The 13,167-nt window shown below is 40.9% G+C and carries 10 protein-coding genes; 5 read left to right on the forward strand and 5 right to left on the reverse strand.

Features of this window, described 5'->3' with window-relative positions; translation table 11 throughout:
• Window positions 1-226: 226 nt before the first annotated feature.
• Window positions 227-958, reverse strand: coding sequence for a hypothetical protein (locus KMW37_RS14445; protein ID WP_215225349.1), 732 nt, complete (start codon window positions 956-958; stop codon window positions 227-229).
• Window positions 959-1,129: 171 nt separating this feature from the next.
• Window positions 1,130-1,897, reverse strand: a complete 768-nt coding sequence (locus tag KMW37_RS14450) for a superoxide dismutase (protein ID WP_215225350.1) — start codon at window positions 1,895-1,897, stop codon at window positions 1,130-1,132.
• 223 nt (window positions 1,898-2,120) lie between these two features.
• Here KMW37_RS14450 and dapF point away from each other — a divergent pair, with 223 nt between their 5' ends.
• The 5 genes from dapF (at window position 2,121) to KMW37_RS14475 (ending at window position 8,970) form a co-directional block, all read left to right on the forward strand.
• Window positions 2,121-2,894, forward strand: a complete 774-nt coding sequence (gene dapF, locus KMW37_RS14455) for a diaminopimelate epimerase (RefSeq protein ID WP_215225351.1) — start codon at window positions 2,121-2,123, stop codon at window positions 2,892-2,894.
• A 102-nt stretch (window positions 2,895-2,996) separates the two neighbouring features.
• Window positions 2,997-6,380: a preprotein translocase subunit SecA gene (gene secA / locus KMW37_RS14460; RefSeq protein ID WP_215225352.1), complete on the forward strand. Its 3,384-nt coding sequence runs from the start codon at window positions 2,997-2,999 to the stop codon at window positions 6,378-6,380.
• Window positions 6,381-6,388: 8 nt separating this feature from the next.
• Window positions 6,389-6,952, forward strand: a complete 564-nt coding sequence (locus KMW37_RS14465; RefSeq protein ID WP_215225353.1) for a hypothetical protein — start codon at window positions 6,389-6,391, stop codon at window positions 6,950-6,952.
• A gap of 2 nt (window positions 6,953-6,954) precedes the next feature.
• Window positions 6,955-8,145 carry a M20 metallopeptidase family protein gene (locus tag KMW37_RS14470; RefSeq protein ID WP_215225354.1) on the forward strand — a complete coding sequence of 397 codons (1,191 nt, stop codon included), beginning with the start codon at window positions 6,955-6,957 and terminating at the stop codon, window positions 8,143-8,145.
• A gap of 54 nt (window positions 8,146-8,199) precedes the next feature.
• The gene (locus KMW37_RS14475; protein WP_215225355.1) at window positions 8,200-8,970 is read left to right on the forward strand and encodes a S1/P1 nuclease; all 771 of its coding nucleotides are present in this window, start codon (window positions 8,200-8,202) and stop codon (window positions 8,968-8,970) included.
• 76 nt (window positions 8,971-9,046) lie between these two features.
• Here the strand turns inward: KMW37_RS14475 and KMW37_RS14480 are convergent, their stop codons facing one another.
• From KMW37_RS14480 to KMW37_RS14490, 3 genes are read right to left on the reverse strand one after another with little or no spacing between them, the layout of a single operon-like run.
• A complete protein-coding gene (locus tag KMW37_RS14480) occupies window positions 9,047-10,567 on the reverse strand; it encodes a GH3 auxin-responsive promoter family protein (protein ID WP_215225356.1) in 1,521 nt (506 codons plus the stop codon).
• Window positions 10,568-10,571: 4 nt separating this feature from the next.
• The gene (gene lptB / locus KMW37_RS14485) at window positions 10,572-11,303 is read right to left on the reverse strand and encodes an LPS export ABC transporter ATP-binding protein (protein ID WP_215225357.1); all 732 of its coding nucleotides are present in this window, start codon (window positions 11,301-11,303) and stop codon (window positions 10,572-10,574) included.
• 1 nt (window position 11,304) lies between these two features.
• Window positions 11,305-13,074 (reverse strand): single-stranded-DNA-specific exonuclease RecJ, encoded by a 1,770-nt coding sequence (locus KMW37_RS14490; RefSeq protein ID WP_215225358.1) that lies wholly within the window; start codon window positions 13,072-13,074, stop codon window positions 11,305-11,307.
• Window positions 13,075-13,167 lie beyond the last annotated feature (93 nt).

Genomic DNA, 13,167 nt, shown 5'->3' on the forward strand with positions numbered 1-13,167 from the left:
TCCACAAGTACCATTGTAATAAACAGAAACAACAGCACTGAAAAAAAGAACTATAAACCTAAACCCGCCTTACTTTCACACCCATTATTACCCAGAAGTCTCCATCTATTCAGATTGTTGAAAAACTGAAAGATCCATAAGTAAAATGTAGATAATAAGAAATGAGTTGACAAAAATCGTAAATGAACAGAATTAAAAACAATATTGTCCAAGACATAAATTGAGGCTATTTCCGCAATTGCAAAGCCTTTTGAAGGTTTTGATCAAAGGCCAAAAATATAGCTTGATTTCCGTCCTCATTATTTGGACCTATCTGTATTATCCCGTCATTATTTCCATCCATGGCAGAGGACATTTCAATATTTTCAAATAATTTCTCTACCTCAAAAACCAGGGTTAATGCTGACTGAGAATAAATTGCATATGCATTAGTATTAACTGACTTTGCCTTTAGCCATTCTTCATTCGCCGTCCATATCTTCAGTTCCTTTCCTTCAAACACCCCCTCCAACTTCAATGAATGGGAAGTGATAGCACTTGATTTTTTTTCCAAATGGAAAATTACTTCTTGATATAAACCATTAGGCGTCTTTTCTTTCCCCAGTAAATTTGACCGCAACTTACCATCTTCTATCAATTTCAAAAAGGATCCAGAAGGGTTTCCATATTGATCAATAAAGGTATGAGATTCCATTCTATCCAAACCAGCATTTATTCCAGCCTCAGAAAGATAGCTAACACTAAGATCACTCAAGCCAAGTTCAAAATCATCAATTTGCAGCCCGCCAACATAAATAGCATCATCCAGATCGCTGCTTGACGCTGCTGCAGTTAGATTGATTTTCAATTCACTATAGCCCCCCTCATTGTTTTCATCCAATTCTACACATGAAAACATCAAAAAGCCTAGCAAAAAGCTAAAAGATACTTTGAATAATATATTGAAAAGATTACTCATGCTGGTCAATAAAATTGGCACACATCCATTTATACATTGGACAAATCCAGTACCAGCAATGGTCAAGCTCCTGCTTGGGCATAGCCTAAGCTCAAAAATGGAGTTTAAAAAACAAATAAAGCCGGATAAACAAAATTTATCCGGCTTTATAAAAATATCCTAAACTGTGTATTAAATGATAGAATTGTAGCGATTTTCCACAACTGACCAATCCACAACATTCCACCAATTAGACACGTACTTGCCTCTTTCATTTTGGTAATGCAGGTAATAAGCATGTTCCCAAACATCTATTCCCATTAAAGGAATACCTTGGAAATCCGAAACATCCATTAATGGGTTATCCTGATTTGGAGTAGAACCTATTTGCAATTTTTTATTCTCGTCTAACACAAGCCATGCCCAGCCAGAACCAAATCGGCCTTTGGCCGCAGCTTCAAATTCCTCTACCATCTTATCAAAGCTTCCGAATGCACCATCGATAGCAGCTGCCAACTCTCCAGCGGGTTTCCCCCCGCCATTTGGAGACATGATACTCCAAAACAGCTCATGGTTGTAATGGCCACCACCATTATTTCTCATTGCTGTACTGAAGTTAGAAACTTTCATCAAGACTTCTTCCAAAGGTTTTTCCATGTCCACTCCCTCAGCTTCACAGGCTGCCTTTAGTTTTTTGGCATAACCTGCAGCATGCTTGGTATAGTGAATCTCCATGGTCATGGCATCAATATTAGGTTCTAAGGCTGCATAGTCATAATTTAAGCCTGCTTGGGAAAAACCTGTGCTCAGACTTACAGATTCTTCCTCTTCTTTTGCAGCACCACAAGCAGTTAAGAAAGCTGACCCTAAAGCACTGCTTCCTATTCCTACTGCCAAAGTGGCCTTAGTACTTTGTGTTATAAAAGTCCTTCTTGAAGGATTAAATGAAACTTTTTTCATTACATATAAAATTTTATTTCGAAAACGAATTAATACTTCACAATATTCTTCTCAATAATTCCATTATTGAATCCAAGCAAGTTAAGTAATTCACTTTTAAAATAAAACCATAATTCGGACATTGCGTCCGAATTAATGACAAGTTGATTATGTTTGTAATTCAATAATAGAATGGATTGGTTTTTGAACCGTCATTTTACTTTAAAATACTTCAAACAAGGATATGGAAATATCATTTTATAAATATCAAGGAACAGGCAACGACTTTGTCATGATCGATGATCGATCAGAGCAATTTGATGACCAAAACCTTGAACTGGTTAGCCGGCTTTGTGACAGGAAATTCGGGATTGGCGCTGACGGTCTAATCCTGATTCGTAACAAAGAAGGCTATGATTTCGAAATGGTGTACTTTAACTCTGATGGTTCACAAAGCATGTGTGGCAACGGAGCCAGGTGCGCAGTAGCCTTTTCGAAATTTTTGGGCATCTTGGAAGAACACACCAAATTCCTTGCCATAGATGGACCGCATACTGCACGAATCGCTGATGGTTTGGTAGAATTGGGCATGAGTGAGGTAAGTCAGCTTTCGAATGTTGAGCAAGATTATTTTGTCAACACGGGTTCCCCTCACCACGTACGCTTCGTAGATGATGTAGCAACCTATCCAGTGGTAGATAATGGAGCAGAAATCAGGTACAGCAAAACCTACCAACCTGATGGTACAAATGTCAATTTTATTTCTGCCTTAGCTGACAATGAAATTTTCGTAAGAACATATGAGCGCGGAGTGGAAAATGAAACACTTTCCTGCGGTACTGGGGTGACGGCCTGTGCATTGGTATATGGCCAGCAAAACAAACTCAACCATGTTCGCATCAAATCTCTCGGAGGTAACCTAGCCGTTAAATTTACAGCTTCCTCTGATGGCAGTTTTAAGGATATATTGTTAATTGGCCCCGCTGAGCAGGTCTTCAGTGGAAAGGTAAAAATATAAGCCATTACTGCGAGCCAATTTCATACCCGATTACCGGGTAAAAACTACCGATTGTAACAAAAAGAAAGTAATTTTAAACGCTATTACAATTTTCAATATAATATGTTAGACGCTATTGCTAAAGGTCTGGCCAAAATCTTCGGAACCAAGTCAGATCGTGATATAAAAGAATTGCTCCCAATAGTGGATAAGATCAATGCTGAATTCAAGCAGCTCTCATCCATTACCGATGAAGAATTAAGGGCAAAAACCATCGAGATCAAAGGAGTTATCAATACGGAGTTAAAATCCTTCGATGATAATATCGCCACATTGAGAACTCAAATTGAAGCTTTGGCTCCAGATAAGGTGCATGAAAAGGACGCCCTTTTCAACCAAATCGATGGTGTCGAAAAAGATCGCAACGAGGCCTTGGAAGTGGTACTTGAAAAAGTGCTTCCCAAGGCTTTTGCCGTTGTTAAGGAAACTGCCAGAAGGTTCAAGGAAAATGGTAAAATCGTGGTTAAGGCCAATGATTATGACCGTGAACTTGCAGCAAGAAAAGACAATGTAGAAATCAACGGTGATGACGCCATCTGGCATAACAAATGGATGGCAGCAGGTACCGAGATTACTTGGGACATGCTTCACTATGATGTACAGCTGATTGGTGGCATGGTACTTCACAAAGGCAAAATCTCGGAAATGGCCACTGGGGAAGGCAAAACATTGGTTTCTACCCTACCATCTTATCTTAATGCCTTGGCCGGACGAGGCGTACACGTTGTAACTGTCAATGACTACTTGGCCAAAAGGGATAGTGAGTGGAATGCACCATTATTTGAATTCCATGGTCTTACTGTAGATTGTATCGATAAGTACCAGCCTAACTCTGCGGGCAGAAGAAAAGCTTATAATTCCGATATCGTTTATGGTACCAATAATGAATTCGGCTTTGACTACCTAAGAGATAATATGTCCAGGGAAGCCAATGACCTGGTTCAGGGCAAGCACCACTTTGCCATGATTGATGAGGTCGATTCCGTCCTGATCGATGATGCCAGAACGCCATTAATCATCTCAGGCCCTATCCCTAGAGGAGATGAGCACGAGTTTTATGATATGAAACCTAGGGTCGCTACCCTGGTGGATGAACAAAGAAAACTGGTTCAGGGATACCTTACTGAAGGTAAGAAACTGATCGCAGCAGGCAACCAAAAAGAAGGAGGTCTGGCATTGTTCAGAGCTTACCGCGGTATGCCTAAGTACAAGCCTTTGATCAAGTATCTTTCAGAGCCAGGAATCAGGGTAATCCTTCAAAAAACCGAAAACTATTACCTTCAGGATAATAAAAGGATGATGCCTGAAGCGGATGAGCCGCTTTTGTTTACCATTGATGAAAAGTCCAACACAGTGGACCTTACCGATAATGGTATTGAAGTAATCACCAAGAAAAACGAAGATACTAGCTTCTTTATTCTTCCAGACATTGGCACGGAAATCGCCGAAATGGAAAAAGATGAGTCTATCGATGATAAGGAGAAGTTGATCCGCAAGGAAGAAATCATCAAGGATTATGGTGTTAAGGCACAAAGGATCCACACAGTAAACCAGCTATTGAAGGCTTACTGTATGTTCGAAAAAGACACTGAATATATCTTGGTAGACGGTAAAGTAAAAATCGTCGACGAACAAACGGGCCGTGTGATGGAAGGAAGAAGATATTCTGACGGACTTCACCAAGCTATTGAGGCAAAGGAAAATGTGAAGGTTGAAGATGCTACACAGACCTATGCCACCATTACCTTGCAGAACTATTTCAGAATGTACCACAAGTTGTCTGGTATGACCGGTACGGCTGAGACTGAAGCAGGTGAATTCTGGGAGATATATAAACTGGACGTAGTAGTTATCCCAACCAACAAGCCTATTCAGCGTGATGACAGGGATGATAAAGTATATAAAACTGTCCGTGAGAAATTCAATGCAGTCGTTGATGAAATCAATGAACTGACTGATGCTGGAAGGCCTGTGCTAGTGGGTACCACTTCGGTTGAAATTTCCGAAGTTCTCAGCAGAATGCTGACTTTGAAAAAGATCAAACACCAGGTGCTGAATGCGAAGCAGCACGCCAAAGAAGCGGAAGTAGTTGCAGAAGCAGGTAAGCCGGGAACAGTGACCATTGCTACCAACATGGCCGGTCGTGGTACCGATATTAAATTGACCCCAGAATCCAAGAAAGCCGGAGGTTTGGCCATCATTGGTACAGAGCGCCACGAATCCAGGAGGGTAGATAGACAGTTGAGAGGTCGTGCAGGTCGTCAAGGTGATGTAGGTTCTTCCCAGTTCTTTGTTTCCTTGGAAGACAACTTGATGCGTCTGTTTGGTTCTGAGCGTATTGCGAAGCTAATGGACCGCATGGGCCTTGAAGAGGGTGAAGTTATCCAGCATTCCATGATTTCTAAATCCATTGAACGTGCCCAGAGAAAAGTTGAAGAAAACAACTTTGGTGTTCGTAAGCGTTTGTTGGAATATGATGATGTGATGAACTCTCAAAGAGAGGTAGTCTATAAAAGAAGAAGAAATGCCTTGATGGGTGAAAGACTTGAGCTAGATATCCTCAACATCATGTACGATGTCTGCGAAGGAATCATCGAAATGGCCAAGTCTACCGAGGATATTGAAAACCTAAGGATGAATATCTATAGCTCTTTGGGCATAGATCATAAGTTCAGCGAGGAAGATATCAAATCCAAAGATTTAGCTGTACTGACGCAAGAACTCTTTGATGCTTCTTACCAGAACTATGTGACCAAAAACCAAAGAGTCCTTGAGCGTGCCATGCCAGTACTGAAGGATGTCTATGAGAACAGAGGGGCAACCGTTAAGGAAATCATGGTCCCAATTACTGATGGCATTAAGCAAATCGGCGTGGTCATCAATTTGGAATCTACCCTTGCAAATGAAGGTAGGGATTTGATAAGAGCTTTGGAGAAAAACGTCACTTTGGCTATCATCGACCAAAACTGGAAAGAACACTTAAGGGACATGGATGACCTTAAGCAATCTGTACAAAATGCCGTTTACGAACAAAAAGATCCATTATTGATCTATAAATTCGAAGCATTTGAAATGTTCAAGCGTTTTGTAGGCAAATTGAATGAAGACATTATTTCTTTCTTGGCCAAGGCAGAATTGCCACAGCAAAACCCTGATCAGGTTAAAGCGGCACAAGCGCAGCGTCAGCCAGAACCAGCTGTACAAGCTTCTAAAGAGGATGCCAGTAGTTCTTTGAATCCACATGCCAATAGAGCAGCTGCTGCAGCCGTGGCCGCTAACCGTGGAGCTCAAAAACAAGCTGTGGCCCCAAGGAAATCAGACAAGGCCTATGGTAGAAATGACCGTGTTTCTGTCCAATATCCTGATGGAAATGTCAAAAAGGATGTTAAATACAAAAGTGTTGAGCAGGATATCATTTCTGGCAAGTGTATTGTTATAGAAGATTAAAAAACACCATGACAAAGCAAGCTTTTTCCCTTTTAATGTCTATAGTCTTCTTGGCAGGTTGTGCTGGAGGAAGTAAGATCAGTCGGTCTGCTGCAGCCTACAACAACTATCAAGAAGACCTTAGCTATAACCGGATAACCTACCCTGACCTACCACAGGAAAGCAGTGTTGTTCCTGAGAGCAATGGTCCGATCAGCGCTGAGGCTGGCGATCCAGTAGATGCCGATCTTCAGCAGGCATTAACCAGTTTTTCTATTGAAAATGAGGAAAGAGGCACTTACAATGGCTTTACTATTTTAGTCTATAGTGGTGTGGATAGAGAGCAGGCCTTTAGTGTAAGGAACGATCTCTATAACACCCTTCCTAGCGAGGTAAAAGCCGAAATGGAATATGAACAGCCAAGATACATGGTAAAAGTAGGACAATACCTTTACAGGATTGAGGCTCAATCCTTATTCCATACCATTAAAAAGGATTTCCCAACAGCTAGGATCATTAGACAAAGATTTGGCAAAGCCCCTGAAGAAGAAGCGCCAGAAGAAGGGGGAATTATTGAAGGAGAAGATATTTAAACATGTTAAAAGATAAAGTGAAAGCCCTGGCCGGGGAATACCTGGAACAGATCACCATTAATAGAAGATATATCCACGCCAACCCTGAACTTTCTTTTGAGGAATACAAAACCAGTGCTTTTGTAGCCTCCCAGTTGGAAGAAATGGGGATTACCAATATTGAAAAAAAGGCCAATACCGGGTTGGTAGCACTCATTGAAGGGAAAAATCCTTCAAAAAAAATCATTGCCCTAAGGGCAGATATGGATGCGCTACCAATCGTAGAACAAAATGACGTTCCTTATAAGTCAACTAATGAAGGAGTAATGCATGCCTGCGGACACGATGTTCACACGGCTTCCTTATTAGGTGCTGCCAAAATTCTTAATGGGGTAAAAGACGAGTTCGAAGGAACGATCAAATTGATTTTTCAACCTGGGGAGGAAAAAATACCAGGTGGTGCCTCATTAATGATCAAGGACAAAGCCCTGGAGAACCCGAAGCCAGAAGCTATCGTAGGTCAGCATGTGATGCCGCTGATAGACGCAGGAAAGGTAGGCTTCCGTAAAGGAATGTATATGGCCAGTGCTGATGAACTTTACCTTACCGTAAAAGGAAAAGGCGGTCATGGTGCTATGCCAGAAACCTTGGTGGATCCAATACTTATTGCCTCACATATCATCGTAGCCTTACAGCAGGTGGTCAGCCGAAATGCCAGCCCAAAGGTTCCTACTGTACTTTCTTTTGGGCATATTGAAGCAAAAGGCGCTACCAATATCATCCCTAATGAGGTAAAAATACAAGGAACCTTCAGGACCCTTAATGAAGAATGGAGAGCTGAGGCCCACAAAAAGATGGTCAAAATAGCTGAAGGACTAGCTGAAGGTATGGGAGGCTCCGTGGACTTTGAAGTGCGCAAAGGGTACCCTTTCTTGAAAAATGCTCCAGAACTTACTGATCGTGCATATAAAGCTGCACAAGAATTCCTTGGAGAAGAAAATGTGGAAGATTTGGATATTTGGATGGCGGCTGAAGATTTCTCCTACTACACTCAAGAGATGGATGGTTGTTTTTATCGTCTCGGAATAAGGAATGAAGAAAAAGGTATTACAAGCGGAGTACATACTCCTACTTTTGATATAGATGAAAGTGCCTTGGAAGTAGGAGCTGGATTGATGGCTTGGATAGCTATCAATGAACTCGCCAAAGGCTAGTAAAAGGCTTTTAGCTATACCTCCGGGCAATTTATTTTTAAAAAGATTACTAATATGAAGAAGAGTATTGCAGCACTTTTTTTGAGTACAGTAATTATTTTCCAATCATTTGGATGGGGGCAAAATGGACACAGGGTGGTTGGGCAAATAGCAGCTTGGCACCTGAGCAAAAAGGCAAAGAAGAACATTGCTGCGATTTTGCAGAATGAATCCATTCCCATGGTTGCCAATTGGATGGATCAAATCCGATCTGACAAAGCATATGACTATGCCTATTCTTGGCATTTTCTTACAATCCATGAGGGCAAGGGCTATCAACCTGAAATCCAGGGTAAACGTGGCAATGCCTATGAAACACTGCTTAGGTTGATAGATGAGCTAAAAAACAAGCCTCTATCTTTTAAGAAAAAGCAGGAAAACCTAAAAATGCTAATTCATATTGTAGGTGACCTGCACCAGCCACTGCATGTGGGAAATGGAGAAGACATGGGCGGCAATAAGGTAGATGTTTACTACTTTAACCAAAAGACCAACCTCCACACGGTGTGGGATACCAAAATGATCGAAAGGCAGCACCTGAGCTATACTGAATTGGCCAAACATCTCAATAATAGAGCGAACAAGGATAAAATTAAAAGACTTCAATCAACACCTATTCTAGATTGGCTGGAAGAAGCTGTTGCTCTAAGAAAGTATGTTTATGAGCTACCTGAGAATAAAAAGCTTTCCTATGAATACGATTATAAAAACTTCCCCATTATAGAAGAAAGGCTGCTTGCTGGAGGAATCCGCCTAGCTGGAATCCTAAATGATATTTATGGCTAAAAATATTCTAAAAACTAAAAGAGCCACTTAATACATTTTATGCTTTAGGAGGCTCTTTTTTTAATCAATTAATAGACTAATCCTTCAATTCTAGAATACTGTCAATATATTCCCTATTATTGGCTAGACGAGGCACCTTGTTTTGTCCTCCTAACTTACCCCTGGACTTCATCCATTTTTCAAATAAGCCATGTTGGGCAAAGTGTATTTTAGGCTTGTCCAAAGCCATATCCTTATAACGCTTGGCATCATAATCGGAATTAATTTCCCTGAGCGTAGCATCCAGCTTTTCTTTAAACAAACCTTCATCATTGGGCATTTTACTGAACTCGATTACCCACTCATGTGCCCCCTTGCTTCCTGCACCTTCAAAATACACCGGTGCAGCAGTAAAATTGACGATGGTAGCATCAGTAGCTTTGCATGCTTCTTCAATGGCTTTTTCAGCGTTCTCAACAATTACTTCCTCTCCAAAAGCATTGATAAAATGCTTGGTCCTGCCTGATATTTTTATCCTGTATGGGCTGGTGGAGGTAAACTTTACCGTATCGCCAATTTTATATCTCCAGAGCCCTCCATTGGTACTGATTACTAAGGCATAATTCTTCCCAAGTTCAACCTCTTCAAGTGGAATAACTTTGGGGTCGTCGGAATCCCACTCCTCCATTGGGATAAATTCATAGTAAATTCCATAATCCAACATCAGCAATAATTCATCGGAATTCTTTTGATCCTGGATGCCAAAGAAGCCCTCTGAAGCATTGTAGGTTTCCATATAATGCATACCTGAGGAAGGTATCAAATCTTGAAAAAGCCTTCTATAAGGACCAAAGGCAACAGCTCCATGGAAAAACACTTCCAAGTTGGGCCATACTTCCAGGATATTCTTTGAACCGGTAATTTCCATTATTCTCTCGAGCAATACTATGGTCCAAGTTGGCACTCCAGAAATGCTTACTACATTCTCCTTCATGGTCTCATATGCCATTCTCTCTATCTTCTCTTCCCACTCACTCATCAAGGCCGTCTCCAAGCTTGGAGTTCTGGCTAGCTGGGCCCAAACAGGCAGATTTCTCATAATTACAGCTGAGATATCTCCATAATGGCTGTTTTTGTTTACATCAAAGCTATTCACCTGATGGCTGCCCCCAATGGCCAAACTCTTTCCGGAAAAGAGTTTGCTCTCTGGGTAATTATTTACATAGAGGGAAAGCATGTCCTTGCCCCCTTTAAAGTGGCAATCCTCCAAAGACTCCTGTGAAACCGGGATAAACTTGCTTCTGCTTCCTGTGGTACCAGAAGACTTCGAAAACCAAGTGATTTCTGTTGGCCAAATCACATTTTGCTCGCCTTTCATCGTCTGTTCGATATAGGGCTGCATTTGCTCATAATTATGAACAGGGACATTATGTGCAAAATCCCAATGTGATTTGATATCTGAAAACCCATATTTCTTTCCGAACTGGGTTTTTCTGGCTGTTTTAATAAGATCGAAAAAAATATCTTGTTGAACTTCAATGGGGTTTTCTTTGAAGTTATCAATCTGACCTATTCGGATTTTAAAAATCCAGGTCATAAAAGTATTCAGTACGTCCATAAAATCAAATCTTACGTTTTAGCTCAAAATTCTTACCGAGGTATACTTTTCGAACCTGTTCATCAGCTGCAAGTTCTTCTGCCGTACCTGCCTTAAGCAACTTTCCTTCAAACATAAGGTATGCCCGATCGGTAATGGATAAGGTCTCATTCACATTATGATCGGTAATCAAAATACCAATATTTTTGTTTTTTAACTTGGCTACTATCGTTTGGATTTCTTCTACGGCAATAGGATCCACACCTGCAAAAGGCTCATCCAATAACACAAATTTGGGATCAACTGCCAAAGCCCTAGCAATTTCCGTTCTTCTTCTCTCGCCACCAGAAAGCACCATCCCCAGGTTTTTACGCACATGGGTAAGACTAAACTCCTCGAGTAACTCTTCCATTTTTTCCTTTTGAGCTTTTTGAGGGAGATTGGTCATTTCCAGTACAGCCATAATATTCTCTTCCACAGATAATTTCCTAAAAACAGAAGCCTCCTGTGCCAGATAACCAATTCCTCTTTTTGCCCTTCGGTACATGGGTAAAGGAGTAATTTCCTCTTGATCCAAAAAAACTTTACCGCTATTGGGTTTGATTAGACCTACAATCATATAAAAGGAGGTCGTTTTTCCAGCCCCATTGGGCCCTAAAAGCCCCACAATTTCTCCCTGCTCAACTTCCACGGAAATATTGTTCACCACCTTTCTACCCTTATAGATCTTAATCAGGTTATCACCTCTAAGTTTCATTTCAATCGAATTTTATGTCCTTAACGTACAGTTGTAAACTACTGGTATTCCTAAAAGTATTTTCCCTTACCTCAAAGGCAATATTGAAACGCATTTTACTTCTGAGCATTTCATAATAAGTGGCAAAACCAAAAGCAATACAAACTGGAGTAGTTACTTGCCCATCTTGTACAATTTCAAATTTCAAATGCTTGTCCTTTAGTACTTTTATATTCTGCGCATACACTTGATTGGCGCAAAATACAGGCTCAGGATTTCCAGGACCAAAGGGAGCCATTTGACGCAATATATTATAAAATTTATAATTGATCTGGTCCAGTTCAAGCTCATCATCCACCTCCAAGACCGGCTTGGTATGAATATCTGAAATCCTTCGGCTGACTACCTCTTCAAATTTTTCCTGAAATGCTGGCACATTTTCCAATTCCATGGTCAATCCTGCCGCATATTTATGCCCACCAAATTGCTCCAATAAATCACTGCACTCACTGATGGCCTCATAAATATTAAAATCAAATACCGAGCGCGCACTACCTGTTGCCTTATTATTGGATTCGGTCAATATAATGGTTGGCCTATAATATTGTTCTATGCATCTAGAAGCTACAATACCTATCACTCCCTTATGCCAATCCTCCTTATAAAGAACAGTACTTTTATAGGGCTTTATCTGCTCCCTATCCTCGATCATTTGTATGGCTTCCTTGGTGATATTCTCATCAAAGTTCTTTCTTGCAGCATTGACATCCTCCACTAATTCAGCACGCTCAAGAGCATCATGGATATCTTTGGAATTTAATAGTTCAACTGATGCCTTTGCGTGTTCCAATCTTCCAGAAGCATTGATACGGGGACCAATCCTAAAGACAATATCAGATATTTCAATATCCTTATCTGATTTCAACTGAAGCATTTCCCTGTGCAGCAACTGTCTATTTTCCTGCAATTCCTTTAGGCTGCGCTGTCCCTTTCCGGCCAAGATCAGGGCCATTAAGCCCGGGCGGGGGTTATTATTCAGTCTTTCCAGTCCATAGTGAGCTAGGATCCTGTTTTCTCCTGAAATGGGCACAATATCAGCCGCAATACTCACAGCTACCAAGTCCAATAAACCAAAAAGGTGACTGGCATTTTTTCCAGTTCGCTCTGTAAATCCCTGGATCAATTTAAACCCCACTCCACATCCACTCAACTCCTTATAGGGATAGTCACAATCCTCTCTTTTGGGATCCAACACTGCCAAGGCTTCTGGCAGCACCTCTCCTGGAGTATGGTGATCACAAATAATAAAATCGATCCCAAGGCTATTGGCCAAAGCCACTTTTTCAAGTGCCTTGATTCCACAATCCAGGGAAACTATTAATTTAAAATCATTTTCAGCAGCAAAACGAATACCGCGCTCTGAAACACCATAACCTTCTTGATATCGGTCCGGAATATAGAAATCTACATGTGGGTAAAATTCCTTCAAAAAGCCATAAAATAAAGCCACGGCAGTAGTTCCATCCACATCATAATCTCCATAGACAAGGATCTTCTCCTCATTATTCACCGCTTCCACCATTCGATCAACGGCCTTGTCCATATCCTTCATGAGAAATGGAGAGTGGATTTTATCCAAATCCGGCCTAAAAAAATCTTTAGCTTCCTGAAAATCAACTACTCCTCGATTGACCAGAAGATTGGCCAATGTCGGATTGACATTGATTTCGCTGCTAAGGGATTGAACGGTTTCTTGATCTGCTTTACTTTTTATTTCCCACCTAAACTCCATGCCGCCTAAATTACTAAACTAAACTGCTTCTTTATTAAAAAAATTTGCAATTATTTCCTTTCAAAAGCCTTTACATGCACTAAGTACCTGTGT

This window comes from Echinicola shivajiensis, from assembly GCF_018642165.1.
GTDB classification, from domain to species: Bacteria; Bacteroidota; Bacteroidia; order Cytophagales; family Cyclobacteriaceae; genus Echinicola; species Echinicola shivajiensis.

Coding starts and splice junctions, on each gene's coding strand:
- KMW37_RS14465 (WP_215225353.1), top strand. CDS start 6,389: ATGACAAAGCAAGCTTTTTCCCTTTTAATGTCTATAGTCTTCTTGGCA.
- KMW37_RS14475 (WP_215225355.1), top strand. CDS start 8,200: ATGAAGAAGAGTATTGCAGCACTTTTTTTGAGTACAGTAATTATTTTC.
- lptB (WP_215225357.1), bottom strand. CDS start 11,303: ATGAAACTTAGAGGTGATAACCTGATTAAGATCTATAAGGGTAGAAAG.
- KMW37_RS14450 (WP_215225350.1), bottom strand. CDS start 1,897: ATGAAAAAAGTTTCATTTAATCCTTCAAGAAGGACTTTTATAACACAA.
- dapF (WP_215225351.1), top strand. CDS start 2,121: ATGGAAATATCATTTTATAAATATCAAGGAACAGGCAACGACTTTGTC.
- KMW37_RS14490 (WP_215225358.1), bottom strand. CDS start 13,074: ATGGAGTTTAGGTGGGAAATAAAAAGTAAAGCAGATCAAGAAACCGTT.
- KMW37_RS14470 (WP_215225354.1), top strand. CDS start 6,955: ATGTTAAAAGATAAAGTGAAAGCCCTGGCCGGGGAATACCTGGAACAG.
- secA (WP_215225352.1), top strand. CDS start 2,997: ATGTTAGACGCTATTGCTAAAGGTCTGGCCAAAATCTTCGGAACCAAG.
- KMW37_RS14445 (WP_215225349.1), bottom strand. CDS start 958: ATGAGTAATCTTTTCAATATATTATTCAAAGTATCTTTTAGCTTTTTG.
- KMW37_RS14480 (WP_215225356.1), bottom strand. CDS start 10,567: ATGGACGTACTGAATACTTTTATGACCTGGATTTTTAAAATCCGAATA.